This window comes from Romboutsia sp. 1001285H_161024_C4, assembly GCF_015550185.1.
In the GTDB taxonomy this organism is placed as follows: domain Bacteria; phylum Bacillota; class Clostridia; order Peptostreptococcales; family Peptostreptococcaceae; genus Romboutsia_C; species Romboutsia_C hominis.
Genome location: NZ_JADNAJ010000002.1, coordinates 517,585 through 538,404, shown reverse-complemented (window position 1 = coordinate 538,404; position 20,820 = coordinate 517,585). Strand labels below are relative to the sequence as shown.

Here is a 20,820-nt window from a genome sequence, read left to right as displayed (position 1 = left end):
TAATAAACCTAAGAATGCTTTACCATGTCTTGCTTCATCTTTACACATTTCATGTACTGTATCATGTATAGCATCAAGTCCTAATTCTTTAGCTCTCTTAGCTATTTTTAATTTTCCTTCTGTTGCTCCGTACTCTGCATCTACTCTTGCTTTTAAGTTAGCTTTTGTATCAGCTACAACAACTTCTCCTAATAATTCTGCAAATTTAGCAGCATGTTCTGCTTCTTCAAATGCTATTCTCTTATAAGCTTCTGCAACTTCTGGATATCCTTCTCTATCAGCTTGTCTACTCATTGCTAAATACATTCCTACTTCTGTACATTCTCCAACAAAGTTTGCTCTAAGTCCTTCTAATATTTCTTCGTCTATACCTTTAGCAACCCCTATTCTATGCTCGTCAGCCCAAACCATTTCACCTTTCATTTCTTCAAACTTATCAGCTCCAACTCCACATACTGGACATTTCTCTGGTGCAGTTTCTCCTTCATGTATATATCCACATACTGTACAAACAAATTTTTTCATAATTTTATTCCTCCAAATTTATATAAATTTTATTTACTTTCTTTTAACATACTATATATATACCTCATATACATTGTTTTAAACATTTATTTGCATATTTTTTTATTTTTTAATCTATATTTTATAAATCCATATACTATAGTTATTATTAATAATAAAATAACCATTATATATGAGTATTTAGTAACTAAAGACATTACAAATTTTAAGTTATCTCCTAAAACATAACCTATACTTATTAATGAAGTATTCCAAATCCCTATTCCTATAGCAGAACACATCATAAATGTAAATATATTCATTTTTATAGACCCTGCTATTATTGACACAAATGTCCTAGCATAAGGTATTACTCTAGTTAAAATTACTGATAATTTATCATGCTTTTTTAACCAAATATAAGATGAGTTTATAATTGATTTGGTCTTTGGATACTTTTCACCTATAGTATCTATTAAAGGCTTTCCAAATTTAAATCCTAGAAAATAATTTAGCAAGGAACCTATAACCCCACCTAAAGTAGATACTACTATTACATTTACAAATCCAAAGTTATATTTATATGCAAACATACCTGCAATTGGAAGTACTACTTCACTAGGAAGAGTTACATTAGCATACTCTAGTGCTACTATTATAAATATACTTATAAGTCCATAATTCATCATAAAATGTTCTATTATATTTTTTAATTCCAATAATTTCACCTCTTTATATTTATATAGTAACAGTGATTAATATATAAAAAGACTACCTGTATAAGGCAGCCTTTATATTCTATATATTACTTAGCATCAAAATGTCTTTCTAATAAACCTAAGAATGCTTTACCATGTCTTGCTTCATCTTTACACATTTCATGTACTGTATCATGTATAGCATCAAGTCCTAATTCTTTAGCTCTCTTAGCTATTTTTAATTTGCCTTCTGTTGCTCCATACTCTGCATCTACTCTTGCTTTTAAGTTAGCTTTTGTATCAGCTACAACAACTTCTCCTAATAATTCTGCAAATTTAGCAGCATGTTCTGCTTCTTCAAATGCTATTCTCTTATAAGCTTCTGCAACTTCTGGATATCCTTCTCTATCAGCTTGTCTGCTCATTGCTAAATACATTCCTACTTCTGTGCATTCTCCAACAAAGTTTGCTCTAAGTCCTTCTAATATTTCTTCATCTATACCTTTAGCAACCCCTATTCTATGCTCGTCAGCCCAAACCATTTCACCTTTCATTTCTTCAAACTTATCAGCTCCAACTCCACATACTGGACATTTCTCTGGTGCAGTTTCTCCTTCATGTATATATCCACATACTGTACAAACAAATTTTTTCATAATTTTATTCCTCCAAATTTATATAAATTTTATTTAGTTTCTTTTTAACATACTATATATATACCTTTTGTTTTTTTATTTAAACATGTTATTTAAAATTTTTATGTTTTTTATACAATCTGTATATTTTATCTAAATAGTTTTAGTTATTTTTTACATTACTAAGAAAACATTTTTTTGATATTATTAAAATATAAAATGAAATTAAAATATAGTTGTTAAAAGGGGGAAATGGTAATGGCTAAGGTAATTTTAAAAAATATATGTAAATCATATTCAAATGGATTTAATGCAGTAAAAAATGTAAATATAGATATACAAGATAAGGAATTTGTAGTACTAGTTGGACCATCTGGCTGTGGTAAGTCTACTACGCTAAGAATGATAGCAGGCCTTGAAGAAATAAGTGATGGTGAACTTTATATAGGAGAAAATTTAGTAAATGATGTAGATCCTAAAGACAGAGATATAGCTATGGTTTTTCAAAACTATGCACTTTATCCTCACTTGACAGTATACGAAAATATGGCATTTGCTCTTAAACTTAGAAAATTGCCTAAGGATGAAATAGATAAAAAGGTTAGGGATGCAGCTAAAATATTAGACTTAGATCAATTATTAGATAGAAAACCAAAAGCACTTTCAGGTGGTCAAAGGCAAAGAGTTGCACTAGGGCGTGCTATAGTTCGAAACCCAAAAGTATTCTTAATGGATGAACCTTTGTCAAACTTAGATGCAAAACTTAGAACATCAATGAGAACAGAAATAACTAAACTTCATAAGTCTTTAGGTACTACATTTATATATGTGACACATGACCAAGTTGAAGCTATGACTATGGCAGATAGAATAGTTGTTATGAAAGATGGTATAGTTCAACAAATAGATACTCCACAAGAAATATACGATAAACCAAACAATATGTTCGTTGCGGGATTTATAGGCGCTCCACAAATGAACTTTATAAATGTTATTCTAACTGAAGTAAATGGAGAAATACATGCAAAAGCTGATGGTTTTGATATAGCATTAAATAAAGGTGAATCATCTAGTTTAATAGAAAAAGGATATATAGGTAAGGAAGTTGTTCTAGGTATAAGACCTGAAGATATACATATGGAAGATATATTTGTCGAAAATAGCTTAGATAGTACTTTTGAAGCTACTATTGAACTTGGGGAACTTATGGGTGCTGAAATATATGCTTACTTAAAAACAGGTAATCAAAGTATAACTGCAAGATTTGATGGTAGGTATAGAGTTAAAATGGGAGATAAATTAAAACTTGCTATGGATAAACATAAAATACATATATTTGATAAAGAAACACAAGAAGCTATAAATAAATCTCTAGTTTATATATAAATATTTCTAAATTAATGATATATTTAAAGTAGGATGATTAATCATCTTACTTTTTTAATTGAAAACTTCAGGGGTGGTCTTCATGCAAAATTTGATACAATTTATAGAGGGAAAGACAAATAAAAAAATTAATTTTTTCGAGTATAATAATCAAAGTATTAGCAAAAACCAAAATGTAGTAACATTTAATGATAAAGCTTATGTTATAGAATTTATAGAAGATATAACTATAGATAATATAAAAGGTTATTTTTATATATTCTATCAACAAGACTGTGAGCTAGATAATTTAAAGGGAATATTATATAACTTATATGATAATATAAAATTATTTTTATATGAAAATTTATTAATATTAAATTCAGATTATAAATTAGATATTAATTTTCATACACCAGAAATAATAGAATCAGAGACTTATAGAAATACTTATATTATTAATTTAGGTGAAATATATGATATAAATATATTTAAGTCTAGAGTATCTATTTTTAATGAAATACCTAAAGACTTCCTTATAAATAATACTTTTTTTAAAAACTACATAACTTTAAATGATTTAATAATATATAAATCTATATATTTTATAAAACACGACAGACCTTTTTACGATTTGATAGATTTTGAGTCTATAAAAACAATGGATATAAACTTGTTGAATACAGGAATATGCTTTATAGAAAATGATCAAAATATTTCTAAAACTTCATCATCATTATTTTTACATAGAAATACACTTATATATAGATTAGATAAAATTAAAGAAATACTAAATCTTGATTTGAAAAACTTTAAAGATGCTTTAATTTTTTATTTAACTATAAAATCTTATATAAATTTTAAATAATAATTTTTGCTTTAACTATTAACAGCTTAATATATTTAAGCTGTTTTTATTTTGCCTAATCTACTTATCACTAAATTACGAATATTTTTATCATATTTTTTATAAAATAAGATTAGCTATAACTTTAAACAAGGAGGATATTATGGGATTTTTAACTATATTTTTTACAGCATTTGCACTTTCAATGGATGCATTTGCCGTATCTCTTACAAAAGGTATGACTCTAAAGAATATAAATTTTTGGCTAGCTTCTAAAGTAGCTTTTTTCTTTGGATTATTTCAAGGCGGTATGCCTTTAATTGGTTATTTATTAGGTGTAAATTTTGAAAGCTATATAAAAGCATTTGATCACTGGATTGCTCTAATTTTACTAAGCTTTCTCGGTTTAAAAATGATTTTAGATGCAAAAGACAAACCTGAAGATACTACTTCATATTACATAAATAATAAAGATCTCATTATATTGTCAATTGCAACTAGCATAGATGCACTTGCTGTTGGAGTTAGTTTTTCCTTTTTAAGTGTAAATATAATTCCTATATCACTTACTATATCTTTAGTTACATTTATAGTATGTTTTTTAGGTGTTTTATTAGGAAAAAAAATTGGCAATTTATTCAAATCATCTGCTCAAATAATAGGAGGAGTATTACTTATTTTAATAGGTTTGAACATATTCAATGATCATACAGGTATTATAAATTTACTATTTTAATATATATTACAATTTTTTAACTTTACTTTTTATTGTATAAATAATATAATATAAAATAGTTCTAAATCTAACCTTATTTAGTCAACATGGAGGTGTAAAGACGTGAAAAATATTTTTAAAATATATAAAAAAGACATAAAGGATATTTTTACAAACAAAGTATTGTTAGTAATAATACTAGGACTAACTGTCTTACCATCATTATATGCCTGGTTTAATATAAAGGCATCTTGGGATCCTTATGGTAGTACTAAAAATATATCAGTTGCTATAGTTAATAATGATAAAGGTACTGAAATAAGGGGTAAGGATATAAATGTTGGTGATGAATTAGTAAAAAAACTTAAAGAAAATGATAATTTAGGTTGGAAATTTGTAGATAAAGCTGACGCAATAAATGGAGTTAAAAAAGGTACATATTATGCCTCAGTTGAAATTCCAGAAAGCTTTTCTAAAGATTTAACTTCATTAACTTCTGATGAAGTAAAAAAAGGTAAGATAGTATACACAGTTAATGAAAAAATAAACGCGATAGCCCCTAAAATTACAGATAAAGGTGCTTCAACTATACAAAATGAAGTTAATCAAACAGTAGTAAAAACTGTTAGTCAAATTATATTTGAAGTATCTAATAATTTAGGTATAGAACTTGAAAATCAACTTCCAAAGCTATCTAATTTAGAAAGTGAACTTATAGATGTTCAAAGTAAATTTAAAGATATATATAAAACTGTAAATCTTGCTTCAGATGCTACAGATAAAGTACAAGATCTTGCTAAGGAATTAAAAAAAGATGTTCCTTTAATAACTTCTACTATATCTAATACTAAAAAGTTAGCATCAGATGTAAAAGTATTTTTACAAGATAGCAAAGGTAGCTTAGATAAAGTTGCTCCTGTAATAAAAGAAGATTTGCAAATAGTATCTAAAGTTTCATCAAGTGCTTCATCAAATATATCATCTATAATAGATGCGATAAATAACGGTGCTGATAATGTACCTCAACTTATAGATAGCTTATCATCAAAGCTTTCTACTTTATCAAGTACAAGTAATACAGTACTAGACTTTTTAAATAAACTAAATGCTATTAAACCAGGTGGGCCTCTAGAAAATGCTATATCATCTTTACAGTCTATAAATAATAGCTTAAATAATGCTACTAACGCTTTAAATGCTATAAAAGGACAGATTGCAAATGGAGAAAAACCATCTTTAGATAAGTTAAATAGTGTATTAAAGGTTGTAAATGATGTAAACCAAATTTCTACATCAATTTTAAATAATTTTGATTCAAAAATAGTAAATCCTATAAATAACATATTTGAGGGAAGTTTCAATACTGCTAATGAAGTTATTAGTGTGTTAGATAAAGCTCAAGCAAAACTACCTCAAGTTGAGGATATACTAAATACTACGATATCATTATCAGATAGTGCGAAAGATAATATATCATTTATAAGAAAAAAACTACCTATAGCTAAATCAACAATTGATGAATTAGTTAATGCTATGAAAAAAATAAACTCAAGTGACGATGTTAATGAGTTAATATCTTTACTTAAAAGCGATGCTATAAAGCGTGCTGAGTTCTTAAAGCAACCAGTAGAGCTAGTTACAGATAAATTATATCCAGTAGCTAACTACGGAGCTGGTATGACTCCATTTTATACAGTATTATCTTTATGGGTTGGTGTACTTTTACTAATGTCATTACTGTCTGCTAATGTACATGGAGATTACAAACCATTTGAGATATACTTTGGTAGAGGACTTACTTTCTTAACTATAGCTATAATACAAGCTTTTATCGTAAGTGCTGGTGATTTATATATTCTAAATGTTAAAGTTATTGATCCTTTATCATTTGTATTATTATCAATGTTTACAAGTATTGTATTTACAGCTATTGTATACTCATTGGTCTCTATATTTGGAAATGTAGGAAAAGCAATAGGTGTAATACTATTAGTTATACAAGTTGCTGCATCAGGAGGTACTTTCCCTATACAAGTTACTCCTCCATTTTTCCAATACGTAAACCCATTTTTACCATTTACTTATGCTATATCTGCTCTTAGAGAGACTGTAGGTGGTATTTACAAACCAGTATTGATAAAGGATATATATGTATTAATAGTATTCTTAATAATACCTATAATATTAACTATACTATTTAAAGGTATTATTAATAAATATACAAAACCTATAAGTGATAAATTTAATGAAAGTGACTTAACTGGACATTAAAATTTAATATAAAAGATTAATATATAAAAATATATATAAATCAAAAAAGTCTTCCTAAAATCTTTAGGAAGACTTTTTACTATATTAATATTTTATGTCATCGTAATGTATACCAACTCCAGGTCTATGCTTATTTTCTTCTCGTTCTTCATGTTCTCTTTCTTCTATTGCTTTATTTACATATCCTTCTAACTCTTCTTTACTTACATTTGTACAATTTTCTTCTATTATTCTATTTGAATTAAATTCATCTACTTTGGATTTTAAGTCATCGTCAAAACTATCCATGTCTTCATCACAACAATAAGCTCTGCTATCATAATCATCATAATAATAAGATTCATTTTTATAATCATTACAACAATTGAAATTTTTATTCATTCTTTTATTCTTAATAGCCTTATATGCAAAATAGCCCCCTAATCCAACTAAAACTCCTCCTGTATATACTAAGGCTTTTTTACTTTTTACGTTGACTTCATTTTTCATTTTACGTTTAACTAAGTACTTTACCATAGAACTTTTTCCTCCTTAAATGTCATATACTATATTAATAGTATTTGTATTATCTAATAAAAAATTCTTCTATTAAAAATAAAAAAATAACCCTTAAATTAGGGTCATTTTTTTTTATATACATATATATAAGTTATAATTAAAGTTAATACTTCAGCAAACACAGCACTTAACCATACTCCATTTACACCTAAGAATATGGGAAGTATAGTTATACCTATTATAATTAGTATAATCCCTCTTGATAATGATATTGCATTAGATAATATCCTATGTTCCATGGATTGATAATATGCTCCATTAACTATATTTATCCCCATAAATATAAATGCTAAGAAGTAATATCTTATGGCATTCACAGTTATATCTACAATCTGACCTTTTTCACTTGTAAACACTCCTACTATAAATTGTGGAAATAATATACCTATAATATAGAAACTTAATCCAACAATTATAGAAGTCTTCAGACCTTTTTTTCTTACTCTCTTTACTCTATCTATCTTATTTGCACCATAATTTACACTTATTATAGGTTGCATAGCTTGTGATATCCCCGTAAATATAGCTGCTGCTACTAAAGATACATTTGCTATTATACTATATGCACTAACACCTATATTACCTACTATATTTAGTAATTTCAAGTTAAATATAAATATTACTATTCCAGATGATATTTCAACAATAAAGCTTGGTAAACCATTAAATAGTATCCTTGATATATCTTTTACATTGATTTTAAATTTTATAAATCTTAAGCTACATTTTTTAGATATAAAGTGAGTTAAAAGTATTAATAGGTTTATAAGTGATGCTATTGATGTAGCTAAACCAGCACCTTTTATACCCATATCAAAAATAAATATTAGTAAATAATCCAAAATAACATTAGATAAACCACTAGTTACAGTAGCTATCATAGCAAGTCTTGGATTATGATCATTTCTTATAAAAGCTGATGTAGTATGAGCTAAGATATAACTAAATGAAAATATTAAAACACCACTTAAATACTCTTTTACCATATATATATTACTTATATTAGCCCCTAGTATATACCCTATTTTCTCAGTAAATATTTTCCCTAAAGTAGATAATGTAATTCCTACTAAAATAGCTATTATAATAGATTTTGTAAATATCCTTTGTGACTCAACTATTTCTCCTTTTCCTCTACTTATACTTAAGGCTGTAGCCCCTCCCATACCAAACAAAAGCCCTAATCCATTAAATAGATTAAATATAGGTATACATATATTTAAAGCAGCTAATCCATCGCTTCCTATACCTTGTCCTATAAACATAGTATCTGCTAGTATACAGAACGATACTGCTAGCATACCCAAGACACTATTAATTAAATACTTATAAAATAACTTATTTATATCTGAATTTAAAAATACACTTTCTTTATCTTTCATTTACTTCTCCTCATACATATATTTATATATAGTATTTGCTATAATGAAAGTATATTATTCATATTAGTAAGCATTCTATAAGCTTATATTTAATATATAGATATGTTTTCTAATAAATAGTAAAAAAAATAATGACATAAAAATATGTCATTATTTTTTGTGTTTTATACTATTTTAAATGGATTTAAATCTATATTACTTTTTAAAACTTCTATATCATGTATATCATCTAAAAATCTCTTCATAACATCCTTAAATATATCTTCAGTTTCAAAGTGCCCACAATCTATTATACACATCCCCATGTCTATTGCATCTTGTGCATCATGATATTTAACATCTCCAGTTATTATAACTTCACAACCACTTCTTTGAGCTTTCTTAACCATATCAGCACCAGAACCTGTAACTAAAGCTATTTTACTTATAGTAGTATCTAAACTACCTACTACTCTAATATGTTTCATATTTAGCTTTTCTTTTATAGAATTACTTAAATCTTTTAAACTAATCTTTTCTTTTAACTTAGTAACTCTACCTAAACCAACTGAATTTCCTTTATTCTCTAGTTTATATAAATCATAAGCTACTTCTTCATAAGGATGAGCATTTATCATAGAGCTTAAGACTCCGCCTAATATTTTTTGAGGTACAATAGTTTCTATTTTTACCTCTTTAACACATTCTATCTCTCCTTTTGTTCCTATAAATGGATTTGTGCCCTCTAAAGGCATAAAGTTACCTTCTCCTCTTGATGTAAAGCTACAGTGACTATAATTTCCTATATGACCTGCTCCTGCTTTTCCTAAAGCATTTTTAACCTTATCTATATGAGTCTCAGGAACATAAACTGCTAGCTTATATAATACTTCGTTATTTGTAACTTCTAATACCTTACAATTTTCAAATCCCATTAATTCCATGAAGTAATCATTTAAACCATCAAATGCTATATCAAAGTTTGTATGCATAGAATAAAGTGCTATATCATTTTTTATTAATTTATGTATAAGTCTTCCTTTTAAATCCGATGTATTTATTTTATTCATCTTTTTAAATATAAATGGATGATGAGTTATTATTAAGTCTATATTATTTTCTATAGATTCATCTATAACTCTTTCATTTGCTTCTAGAACTACTAATACTTTTTTAATATCACTGTTAAAATCACCCACTAAAAGGCCTACATTGTCCCAGTCATAAGCTAAGTTTAATGGGTATTTAGCTTCTATATTTTTTATAAGACTTTTAAGTAACATAATATCATTCCCCTTATAAAGTTTTTAATTTTTCTAATTTAGATATATTAAGTCTACTATCTTCTATTTTCTCATCTATCCCTTTTCCACTTTTTCCTTCTAATTTATTAAGTATTGAAGTGTATGTATGTATTCTTTTATCTATAAACTCATTTAGTAATTCATCTTTATTTTCTATAAGTTTATTTCCTACTTCATAAAATATTTCATCTTCTACATTAGTATTTTTCCCAGTATATTTAGCCACTATTATTTCATATATTCTGAAATCTTCTCTAACTAAAACCTCATCTAATATCTCATATCCATTATTTAATAGATATTTTCTAAGTTCTTTTTGTGCTTGCATTGGTTGAAGTATAAATTTTTCAGTACTTTGTGCTACTTCTATATTAGCTTCTAACAATTCACTTATAAGTATTCCACCCATACCTGCTATTATAACTTCATCAACTTCACCTTTCTTTAATACTTCTATACCTGATCCTAATCTCAAATCAACTTTATCAATTAAATTATTATGTCTAACTTCTTTTCTTGCATTTTCAAGCGGTCCTTTATTAACATCTGCAAGTATTGCAAAATCTATGTTTCCTTCATTTAATAAATGTACTGGTATATATCCATGATCTGTTCCTATATCAGCAATTTTTTTGCCTTTAGTAACTAAAGATGCTATTTTTAATAATCTATCTGTTAACTTCATTTATATAGTCCTTTCCTTATTTCTTAGATGCAAAAAAACGCCTTATATAAAGGCGAGTTTTTGGTATAATCTAGTCTAAGTAGTCTTTTAATTTTTTAGATCTACTTGGGTGTCTTAATTTTCTTAAAGCCTTAGCTTCTATTTGTCTTATTCTTTCTCTTGTTACATCAAACTCTTTACCAACTTCTTCAAGAGTTCTTGCTCTTCCATCTTCAAGACCAAATCTTAACTTTAATACTTTTTGTTCTCTTTCATTTAAAGATCCTAAAACTTCTTCTATTTGTTCTTTAAGTAGTGAATATGCTGCAGCTTCTGCTGGTGCTGGTGCTGCATCATCTTCTATGAAATCTCCTAAATGACTATCTTCTTCTTCTCCTATTGGAGTCTCAAGAGATACTGGATCTTGAGCTATTTTCATTATTTCTCTTACTTTTTCTTCTGTCATATCCATTTCTTTAGCTATTTCTTCAGGCTTTGGATCTCTACCTAATTCTTGAAGAAGCTGTCTAGATACTCTTATTAATTTATTTATAGTCTCTACCATATGTACTGGTATTCTTATAGTTCTTGCTTGGTCAGCTATAGCACGAGTTATAGCTTGTCTTATCCACCATGTTGCATAGGTACTAAATTTAAATCCTTTTTCATAGTCAAATTTTTCAACAGCTTTTATAAGACCTAGGTTACCTTCTTGTATTAAATCAAGGAAAAGCATACCTCTTCCTACATATCTTTTAGCTATACTTACAACTAGTCTTAAGTTTGCCTCAACTAGTCTTTGTTTAGCCATTTCGTCCCCTTCATTCATTCTTCTAGCTAATTCTACTTCTTCATGCGGCTTAAGTAAAGGTATCTTACCAATTTCTTTTAGATACATTCTAACAGGATCGTCTATACTTATACCTTTAGGTAATGATAAATCTATAGCTTCTAATTCCATAGGTGCATCATCTTTTGATAATTCTTCATCTACACCATCTTCTAGCACATCTATATCTAAATCATCATCTGATGAGAAATTAATATCAGCATTTTGAGGTTTGCTTTCTATAACCTCTATACCTAAGTTTCCTAAAGTTTCATATAAATTTTCTATTTGATCTTTATCAAGTTCAGTTTCAGAGAAAGCTTCCATTATTTCCCCTAAAGTAAGAGATCCTTGCTTTTTACCTTTTTCAATTAATCCCTTAGCTGTTATTCTTTTTGATTCTTTTTTATTTGTTTTATTTTCCACACTCAGACCTCCCTTCATTAAAGCTTTTGTAGCATTCTTCTTATTTCCACGATTTTTAAAGCAATTTCCATAATCTTACCATCTACCTCTTTCGTGTCACTATTATTTTTATTTTTTTCAATTTCTTTTTGTTCTTTTAATAATCTATTCATTTTTTCATTAAGAGTATTTTTCTTTACATTCTTAATAATATCATCTACACCCTTGACATTATTCAAGCTCATATTATTCAATGATATATTTTCTATATCTTTAATGTATTCTTCGGATATGTTTAAACTTTTAATTTTGTCAATAGTTATTTTGTCCAATTCTTGATTTTTAATTATCCAATTTAAAATTTCTTTACTTTCATCTAATAAAAAATCATTGTCATTTACTTTTAGTACGATTATATCTCTTAGTTTTTTATCTTCTATCATTAATTTTATAAGATTTTTCTCAACAAACTTTTCTCCATTTGTTATAATCTTAGGTTTTTCTATTACAACTTCGTCTTTTTTTATATATTTACTTTTTTGGTATTTATTATTTCCATTTTTATTATAACTTTTTCCATATATTTCCCTTTTTATGGAATCTATACTTATTTGTATTAAATCACTTAAGTATTTAGTATAATAGTCAATTTCAACAGGACTTTTTACTTTTTTTATTATTTTAGATGCCCCTTTTGCAAATTTAACCTTATCTTCATCTTTATTTAGATTAAATTGTTTTTTTAGATTATTTATTCTAAATATTATTTGATTTATTGACTCATCTATTGCCTCTTGGTATCCTTTAACTCCATATTTTCTTATAAATTCATCTGGATCTTTGCAATCCTTTAAATTTAATACTTTAACATTTATATCTATATCACTTAATATTTCTATAGCCCTTAATGTAGCTTTTATACCTGCTTCGTCCGAATCATATGATATAATAACATTATCAGCATATCTTTTAATTAACATACCTTGTTCTTTAGTAAGTGCCGTACCTAACGTAGCTACTACATTTTTTATACCATATTGATAAAGAGATATTAAATCCATATATCCTTCAACTAATATCAAAGTCTTATTTTTTATTTCTTTCCTTGAGAAATTAAGGCCATATAAATTATACCTTTTATTAAACGTTATTGTATCTGGGGAATTTAAGTATTTAGGTAATGAATCATCAAGTACCCTACCTCCAAACCCTATAACATTTCCTCTATAATCAAATATGGGAAACATAACTCTATTTCTAAATTTATCATAAATTTTGTTACTTTCTTTTTTATGTGCTAATAGCCCACATTCTATAAGATCTTTGTTACTATAACCTTTTGATGTTAAATAGTCCATAAGTGAATTCCAAGATGCTAGTGAATACCCAAGTCCAAATTTTTTTATGATTTTGTCATCTAATCCTCTACTTCTTAGGTATGCATATCCACTATTTTTCTTAGTGTGTAGGTTAGAAAAATAAAATCTAGCCGCTTCTGTGTGTATATCTTGGAACTTTTTTATCTTTTCTAATTTTTTCTTAGATTCTTCATCCATATTAGTATTAATTTCAATTCCATACTTCTGAGCTAAAACTTTTACTGCATCAATAAAATCTAGATTTTCCATCTTCATAACGAAGTTAATTACATCTCCACCCTCTCCGCATCCAAAGCATTTATAAATTTGCTTAGATTCATTTACATAAAATGATGGTGTTTTCTCGCCATGAAAAGGACAAAGTCCCTTATAGTTTATCCCAGATGATTTAAGCTCTATATACTGGGATATTGTGCTTACTATGTCACATCTACTTTTAACTTCTTCTATTATATCTTTTATATCATTCATATTATCACCTTCTGGTGTAATTTTTTCTAACATTACTATTTTACATTATATTTTAAATTTGTCAAATCCTCATTATACACAATTCGACTTTTTTTGTTAACATCCTTCTTATTTTTTTATTTTTTTATTATTTAATTCTATCTATATATTTATTATACGTTATTTATCTACAATTTTAAAATATCACATATTTTTTGAATTAAATATGTCTTTTGCAGATTAAATCTATTCTTATATAATTTTTCCTATTTTAATATAAATACCCTTATTTTTTAATATTAATTAAATTAATTTTAGCAAAATAAAAAAAGAGGTAATTACCTCTTTTTTTATAAATTAATTGAATTCATTAAATCTTCAAATTCATTAAAGTGAAGTGACTGCATACCATCTGATAATGCATTTATAGGATCTGGGTGAACTTCTACCATTATACCATCAGCACCTGCTGCAAGAGATGCTATAGACATTGGTTTTACTAAATATCTTACTCCAGTTGCATGAGATGGATCAACTACAATAGGAAGACCTGTCTCCTTTTGTATTATAGGTACAGCTGCTAAATCTAATGTATTTCTAGTATAATCATTATATGTTCTAATTCCTCTTTCACACATGATTATTTTTTGATTTCCACCTATGGCAATATATTCTGCTGCTCCTATCCACTCACTTATAGTAGATGATAAACCTCTTTTTAACATAACAGGCTTATCTTGTTTACCTACTTCAGTAAGTAAACTAAAATTTTGCATGTTTCTAGATCCAATTTGAATTATATCAGCTACTTCATATAGTTTATCTAATTCTCTTGCATCCATAAGTTCAGTTATAACAGGCATTCCTGTTTCTTTCTTAACTGCTTTTAATATTTCTAATCCTTCTTCTTTTAATCCTTGGAATGAATTAGGAGATGTTCTAGGCTTATATGCTCCTCCTCTTAAAATATTTGCTCCTTTTGATTTAACAAATTTAGCTGTTTCTAAGAGTTGTTCATAACTTTCAATAGCACAAGGTCCTGCCATTACAAGCTTATTTTCCTTTACTATTAGCTTAGAGTTTTTATCCGTATTTATCTCAATCCTTATGTTGTCATCAAACAAATTTTTCTTCATCGCCTACGTACTCCTTTACTTGTTCTCTCTCCTCACAAGTTAGCGAATTTAAGTATTCCTCTATAGTTTTATTTTTAATTTTTAATTTTTTATTTAAATCCATAAGAGGGATAAGCACAAATGCTCTCTCACTTATTCTTGGATGAGGTATGTATAAATTTTCATCCTTCAATATTATATCATTGAAAAATAATATATCAATATCTATAGTTCTTGGTCCCCATCTTATAATTCTTTCTCTATTTAACTTTTGTTCTACCTCATGACAAAACTCAAGCAAGTCATATTCATTTAAACTTGTTTCTATTTCTAAGCACATATTTAAAAAATCTGCTTGGTCAGTATATCCCCAAGCCTTTGTTTCATATATCTTAGATTTTTTTAAAACTTTTATTTTACTGTTATTTTGTATTAATTCACAAGCAGAGTCTAAGTAATTAAGTCTATCCCCCATATTTGTTCCAAGACCCAGATATACTTTATTCATCTTTATTTCTCCTTATTTCAACGCCGAAATAGTCATATATTCCATTTACTGGAGCCTCTGGCTTTTTAACTCTAACCATTATGCCTTTAACTAAATCAAACTTCTCAAGTACTTCTTTAGCTATATTTTCTGCTACTGCTTCGATTAAATTAAATCTCTTATTTTCTACAATTTCTTTTACTACAACATATACATCAGCATAACTTACTGATTCATTCATATTATCACTTATTCCTGCTTTTTTTGTGTCTACATTTAATTCTATATCAATAAAAAACTTTTGACCTAATACACTTTCTTCCTTTAAAACACCATGATATCCATAAAAACCTAGGTTATTCATTAATATTTTATCCAATTTAATACCTACTTTCTATATATAGCATCAGCCATTTTTGCTGCCATTAAATTTTCCTTAACATCATGCACTCTTACTATAGAGATACCATCTCTAATACCTAAAACTGTAGTTGCTATAGTTCCTTCTAATCTTTCTTTTGGCTCTACATTTAATACATGTCCTATTACTGACTTTCTAGATGTTCCTAAAAGGATAGGATACCCTAATGAATTTAATTCATCAAGTCTTCTTAATACTTCTAAATTTTGTTCAACATTCTTTCCAAATCCAATACCTGGATCTAGTACTATTTTTTCTTTTTTTATGCCTGCATTAAGTCCTATTTTTATACTTTCTAATAAGGATTTTTTCATTTCTTCTATAATATCACCATCATAATTAGTACCATCTTGGTTATGCATTATACAAACGTGTGCATCATATTTTGCAATAGTACTTGCCATATCTTTATCCTTTTTTAGTCCCCATATATCATTTATCATTTCAACACCTAATTTTAAAGCTTCATCGGCAACCTTAGCTTTATATGTGTCTACTGATATGGGAACATTTACTTCTTTTTTTAATTCCTTTATAACTGGAATGATTCTTTTTATTTCTTCGTCAGCTTCAACATATTTATGACCTGGTCTTGTTGATTCTCCACCTAAGTCTATTATATCTACACCTTCTCTTACCATTTCTTTAGCACGATTTATAGCTTTATCTATATTATTAAAGTCACCGCCATCAGAAAAACTATCTGGTGTAACATTTAATATTCCCATTATATAAGTTCTCTTTGAGTAATCAAACATTTTTAATCTCCTATTACTTCATAGTTATTAAGCTCATAGCTTCTGCTCTAGCCGCTATGTCTTTTTCAAATATACCTCTTACTGCTGATGTTATAGTTTTTGAACCTGGTTTTTTAACACCTCTCATAGTCATACACATATGTTCAGCTTCAACAACAACTATAACTCCATAAGGTTCTAATTCTTGCATTATTATATCCGCTATTCCCTTAGTTATTCTTTCTTGTAATTGTGGTCTTTTAGCGAATGTTTCAACTACCCTTGCCAATTTTGAAAGACCTGTTAATTTACCGTCTTTAGGTATATATGCTATATGAGCCTTTCCAAAGAAAGGAACTATATGGTGTTCACAGCATGAATAAAAAGGTATATCTCTAACTAACACTAATTCTTCATGACTTTCATCTTGGAAAATTACTTTTAAATGCTCACTTGGGTCTTGATGAAGACCTGCAAATATTTCTTCATACATTCTAGCTACTCTATCTGGAGTTCCTATTAGCCCTTCTCTATTTGGATCTTCTCCTATAGCTTCTAATATGTCTCTTACAGCTTTTCTTATTTTATCTTTATCTACCTTGCTCATTGGTTTAGCCCCCTTGATTAGTAAGTTATTTTTATGTTTTTGCTTACTTTTATATTATTAAATGCGTAATTATACACATTTAGTAAGTCTTCATATTTTTTTGTTTTTAGCGTTTGTTCAACTAAATTATATAGATTTATATCTTCTTTTTTTAGTGTACTAAGTAGTTTTTTATCTTTAGGTACCCACTTATTGTTTATAGTAAAATACCCAACTATTATATCTTTTAAATATAAATTCGTCAAAAACTCAAATTCAAAAAAATCTATTTTACTATTATTATTTATTCTATCTAGATTACCTTTTATTTGAGATTTTAAAAACTCTTTTTCGCTTTGTGAAAGTTTTTTAGGCCCTTCGCTTAGCTTTTTTTTACATATGCTTATTAAGTCTTTTGCTTCATCATTTAAATCGTATAATATTTTTGGATTTGACATTTCTTTTAAGAAAAAATACTCTCTTGAATCTATTAACTTATAAATACCTTCTTTTGAAAAAATATTTATATCAAATTCTAAGTTATCTATAGTTTTTATAATTCTAGTTTGAGTATTCCCCTTACTAACTATTACAAATATATCAAAATCATTTATAATCATACTACTATTTTCTATATCTATACTCTTAGAAGAACCTACTAAAAATACACTTTCTGTATTTTCATAACTTATAATTTTTTCTATTTCTTTAGTATATATGTCATAAACCCTATTTCCCATTTATTTCTCCTAATTTCTATTTATATATTTTATCTTTATATGCTTTTGTTATTTTATCAAATAATTCATTTCTATTATTGAATTTGATACCTTCTATCTCAATAACTTTCATCATTTCCATTATGCTATTTGTTATAAATACAAAGTCAAATTCTTTAATTTCATCTATGTTTATATTAGTTTCTACTAGTTGTATATTCAATTCGCCACAAATTTCTATAATCCTTCTTTTTACAGTTCCACTAAGTATAGGAAATTTATCACTTATAGTAAATATCTGTTTATCTTTAATGAAAAATATATTGCTCATAGAACATTCTAGTATGTTATCTTCTGCATCTAAAAATATACCATCATCATATCCATTTTCAGTAGCATAATTTTTAGTATATATATTTTCAAAGTAATTAGTAGTTTTATGTCTATGTATTATACTATCTCCTCTTCTTATAGGGGATATATTTAATCTAAATCCAACTTCATACATTTCTTTGTTATATAGTATATTTCTAACCGATATATTATATCCTTCATCGAATACTGTTAATCTTAAGGCTTTATTTTCAATATTATTCTCTTTAATATATTTTAATATTTCTTCTTTGTAAAATTCTTTATCATTATTAATTAAAATGTTTAACTCACTAAGTGAGTTAAACATTCTATCTATATGTATATCTATATCTATTGGGCTTTTATCTACTTTTATAGTTTCAAAAACCCCTATTCCAAATTTAGCTAAACTGCTAGAAAAATTCACATTATTCTTCATAATAGCCTCTTAATGCTTTCATTATAGATTTTGCTTTATCTAATGTTTCTTGGTATTCATCTTCTGGATTTGAATCCCAAGTCATACCTCCTCCAACTTGGAAGTATACTTTCTTATCTTGTTTTATAATAGTTCTTATTGCTATATTTAAATCCATATCACCATTAAAACCTATATAACCTATAGAACCTGTATATATATTTCTTTGAGTAGGTTCTAATTCATCTATAATTTCCATAGCTCGAATTTTAGGTGCTCCTGTTATAGATCCTCCAGGGAATGTTGCTTTTATAACATCCACACAACTTCTGTTATCATCTAGCTCTCCAACTACTGTTGAAACTAAATGATTTACATTTGCATATGGTTCTATTATAAATAATTCAGGTACCTTTACCGTTCCTATTTTAGATATTCTTCCTATATCATTTCTTTCTAAATCTACTATCATAAGTAGCTCTGCTCTATCTTTTTCACTATTTCTAAGTTCTTCTTGTAATCTTAAATCTTCCTCTTTTGTTGTTCCTCTTGGTCTAGTTCCCTTTATAGGTCTAGTTTCAACTTTTTTATCTATACATTTTATAAATCTTTCTGGAGAGTTAGATAATACATTAGTATCTTCAAAGTTTAAAAAAGCTCCAAATGGTGCTGGACTTATATTTCTTAAATCTCTGTAAAGTTCATAACTAGAAAGTGTAGTTTCTCCTTCAAACCTTTGAGTAAGATTTGCTTGGTATATATCACCTTGTTTTATGTAATCTTGTACTTTTCTAACTGAATTCATAAATTCTTCTTTAGTAAAGTTTGATTTAAGTTTTATAGGATTAACTTCTATTTTTTCATAACATATAGTGTCTATTCCCTTTTTAGTAGCTTCACCAATTCTTTTTTCTATATCAAGGGCTATTTTTCCCTCTTCCTTTTCATTTAAATTTGGTGTGGCTATATATGTCTTTTCTTCTAAGTGATCTATGACTATAACCCAATTGTATAAGCCAAAATATAAATCATAAACATTTGTATCATCTTTTGCAGTCCTAGGCAATTTTTCCATATAATTTCCTAAATCATAAGATAAATATCCAACTGCTCCGCCAATAAAAGGAAGGTGTGTATTATTTTCAACTTTATATTTATTTAATTCTTCTTGTAGATTATCTAGTGGGTTATTCTCTGTATTTTTGTATTTAATAATCTTAAATGGGTTACTACTTATAAATGAATATCTACCTAGTTTATTAGGGTCCATTGCACTATCTAATATAAAACTATTACTATCATCTTTAAATATAGTAAATATTTCAAATGAGTTTAATTTAGTATCTATTAATTTTATCATTATGCTTGTCCCCCTAATCTAGCTTCGTTTATAAAGTTCTTAAGTATGTCATGCCCTTGTTCTGATAAAATAGCTTCTGGGTGAAACTGTACCCCTTCTATTAGATATTTTTTATGTCTAATTCCCATTATCTCATTTTCATTTGTGATTGCAGTTACTTCTAGTTCTTCTGGAAGATTTTTTGTATCAACTACTAAAGAATGATATCTAGTTACATTTAAAGGATTATTAAGACCTTTAAATACTCCTTTATTTGCGTGGTTTATGCTATGTACTTTTCCATGTACTGGCTTTATAGCTTTTATAACATTAGCACCAAATGCATATCCTATAGTTTGATGACCTAAACAAATACCTAGTATTGGCTTTTTACCTTTAAAATAATTTACAACATCAATACATACTCCTGCTTCATTTGGTGAACATGGTCCTGGTGATAAAACTATAATCTCTGGATTTATTCTTTCTATTTCTTCTATCGTTACTTCATCATTTCTTTTAATTATGATTTCTTCACCTAGTTCACCTATATATTGTACTAAGTTATATACAAAAGAATCATAATTATCAATCATAAGAATCATATCTATTGCCCTCCCCTAAATACTACTTTTTATTATGTTTATTCTCTTTAAGTA

The 20,820-nt window shown here is 27.1% G+C and carries 22 protein-coding genes; 4 read left to right on the top strand and 18 right to left on the bottom strand.

Annotated elements, in window-relative coordinates:
- From I1959_RS06145 to I1959_RS06135, 3 genes are all read right to left on the bottom strand, one after another.
- The coding region (locus I1959_RS06145) for an NADH peroxidase (protein WP_195237442.1) at positions 1–525 on the bottom strand (525 nt) is incomplete at its 3' end.
- An 86-nt stretch (positions 526–611) separates the two neighbouring features.
- Positions 612–1,223: a DedA family protein gene (locus tag I1959_RS06140; RefSeq protein WP_195237440.1), complete on the bottom strand. Its 612-nt coding sequence runs from the start codon at positions 1,221–1,223 to the stop codon at positions 612–614.
- Positions 1,224–1,309: 86 nt separating this feature from the next.
- The gene (locus I1959_RS06135) at positions 1,310–1,858 is read right to left on the bottom strand and encodes an NADH peroxidase (protein ID WP_092924962.1); all 549 of its coding nucleotides are present in this window, start codon (positions 1,856–1,858) and stop codon (positions 1,310–1,312) included.
- 237 nt (positions 1,859–2,095) lie between these two features.
- Here I1959_RS06135 and I1959_RS06130 point away from each other — a divergent pair, with 237 nt between their 5' ends.
- The 4 genes from I1959_RS06130 (at position 2,096) to I1959_RS15770 (ending at position 7,035) form a co-directional block, all read left to right on the top strand.
- Complete coding sequence (locus I1959_RS06130; RefSeq protein ID WP_195237439.1) at positions 2,096–3,223, top strand: ABC transporter ATP-binding protein; 1,128 nt, start codon at positions 2,096–2,098, stop codon at positions 3,221–3,223.
- An 82-nt stretch (positions 3,224–3,305) separates the two neighbouring features.
- Entirely contained in the window at positions 3,306–4,070 is a 765-nt protein-coding gene (locus I1959_RS06125) for a PucR family transcriptional regulator (protein WP_166505720.1), read from the top strand.
- A gap of 142 nt (positions 4,071–4,212) precedes the next feature.
- A complete protein-coding gene (locus I1959_RS06120; protein ID WP_195237438.1) occupies positions 4,213–4,785 on the top strand; it encodes a manganese efflux pump MntP in 573 nt (190 codons plus the stop codon).
- 102 nt (positions 4,786–4,887) lie between these two features.
- Positions 4,888–7,035 carry a YhgE/Pip domain-containing protein gene (locus I1959_RS15770; protein WP_195237437.1) on the top strand — a complete coding sequence of 716 codons (2,148 nt, stop codon included), beginning with the start codon at positions 4,888–4,890 and terminating at the stop codon, positions 7,033–7,035.
- Between the two features lie 84 nt (positions 7,036–7,119).
- Here the strand turns inward: I1959_RS15770 and I1959_RS06110 are convergent, their stop codons facing one another.
- From I1959_RS06110 to I1959_RS06040, 15 genes are all read right to left on the bottom strand, one after another.
- Complete coding sequence (locus I1959_RS06110; protein WP_166505723.1) at positions 7,120–7,551, bottom strand: hypothetical protein; 432 nt, start codon at positions 7,549–7,551, stop codon at positions 7,120–7,122.
- Between the two features lie 104 nt (positions 7,552–7,655).
- Positions 7,656–8,975 (bottom strand): MATE family efflux transporter, encoded by a 1,320-nt coding sequence (locus I1959_RS06105; protein ID WP_092924950.1) that lies wholly within the window; start codon positions 8,973–8,975, stop codon positions 7,656–7,658.
- Between the two features lie 164 nt (positions 8,976–9,139).
- Positions 9,140–10,237 carry a Nif3-like dinuclear metal center hexameric protein gene (locus I1959_RS06100; protein ID WP_195237436.1) on the bottom strand — a complete coding sequence of 366 codons (1,098 nt, stop codon included), beginning with the start codon at positions 10,235–10,237 and terminating at the stop codon, positions 9,140–9,142.
- Between the two features lie 13 nt (positions 10,238–10,250).
- Positions 10,251–10,943, bottom strand: coding sequence for a tRNA (adenine(22)-N(1))-methyltransferase (locus I1959_RS06095; RefSeq protein WP_092924946.1), 693 nt, complete (start codon positions 10,941–10,943; stop codon positions 10,251–10,253).
- A gap of 70 nt (positions 10,944–11,013) precedes the next feature.
- Positions 11,014–12,177 carry an RNA polymerase sigma factor RpoD gene (gene rpoD / locus I1959_RS06090; RefSeq protein WP_242871306.1) on the bottom strand — a complete coding sequence of 388 codons (1,164 nt, stop codon included), beginning with the start codon at positions 12,175–12,177 and terminating at the stop codon, positions 11,014–11,016.
- Between the two features lie 17 nt (positions 12,178–12,194).
- The gene (gene dnaG / locus I1959_RS06085) at positions 12,195–14,006 is read right to left on the bottom strand and encodes a DNA primase (RefSeq protein ID WP_195237554.1); all 1,812 of its coding nucleotides are present in this window, start codon (positions 14,004–14,006) and stop codon (positions 12,195–12,197) included.
- 329 nt (positions 14,007–14,335) lie between these two features.
- Positions 14,336–15,121, bottom strand: a complete 786-nt coding sequence (aroF, locus tag I1959_RS06080; RefSeq protein WP_166505727.1) for a 3-deoxy-7-phosphoheptulonate synthase — start codon at positions 15,119–15,121, stop codon at positions 14,336–14,338.
- On the bottom strand, positions 15,102–15,608 hold the full coding sequence (folK, locus tag I1959_RS06075; RefSeq protein WP_092924942.1) for a 2-amino-4-hydroxy-6-hydroxymethyldihydropteridine diphosphokinase: 507 nt from the start codon (positions 15,606–15,608) through the stop codon (positions 15,102–15,104). Before folK ends, aroF begins: the two co-directional genes overlap by 20 nt.
- Entirely contained in the window at positions 15,601–15,966 is a 366-nt protein-coding gene (gene folB, locus I1959_RS06070) for a dihydroneopterin aldolase (RefSeq protein WP_092924940.1), read from the bottom strand. The genes folK and folB overlap by 8 nt, the downstream gene beginning before the upstream one ends.
- An 8-nt stretch (positions 15,967–15,974) precedes the next feature.
- Positions 15,975–16,766, bottom strand: coding sequence for a dihydropteroate synthase (gene folP, locus I1959_RS06065; protein ID WP_166505728.1), 792 nt, complete (start codon positions 16,764–16,766; stop codon positions 15,975–15,977).
- 13 nt (positions 16,767–16,779) lie between these two features.
- A complete protein-coding gene (gene folE, locus I1959_RS06060; RefSeq protein WP_092924936.1) occupies positions 16,780–17,352 on the bottom strand; it encodes a GTP cyclohydrolase I FolE in 573 nt (190 codons plus the stop codon).
- A gap of 17 nt (positions 17,353–17,369) precedes the next feature.
- Complete coding sequence (locus tag I1959_RS06055) at positions 17,370–18,071, bottom strand: hypothetical protein (protein WP_092924934.1); 702 nt, start codon at positions 18,069–18,071, stop codon at positions 17,370–17,372.
- 16 nt (positions 18,072–18,087) lie between these two features.
- A complete protein-coding gene (locus I1959_RS06050) occupies positions 18,088–18,843 on the bottom strand; it encodes an aminotransferase class IV (protein ID WP_092924932.1) in 756 nt (251 codons plus the stop codon).
- A complete protein-coding gene (gene pabB / locus I1959_RS06045) occupies positions 18,833–20,182 on the bottom strand; it encodes an aminodeoxychorismate synthase component I (RefSeq protein WP_092924930.1) in 1,350 nt (449 codons plus the stop codon). The genes I1959_RS06050 and pabB overlap by 11 nt, the downstream gene beginning before the upstream one ends.
- Positions 20,182–20,766 (bottom strand): anthranilate synthase component II, encoded by a 585-nt coding sequence (locus tag I1959_RS06040; RefSeq protein ID WP_092924928.1) that lies wholly within the window; start codon positions 20,764–20,766, stop codon positions 20,182–20,184. Before I1959_RS06040 ends, pabB begins: the two co-directional genes overlap by 1 nt.
- Positions 20,767–20,820: the final 54 nt, after the last annotated feature.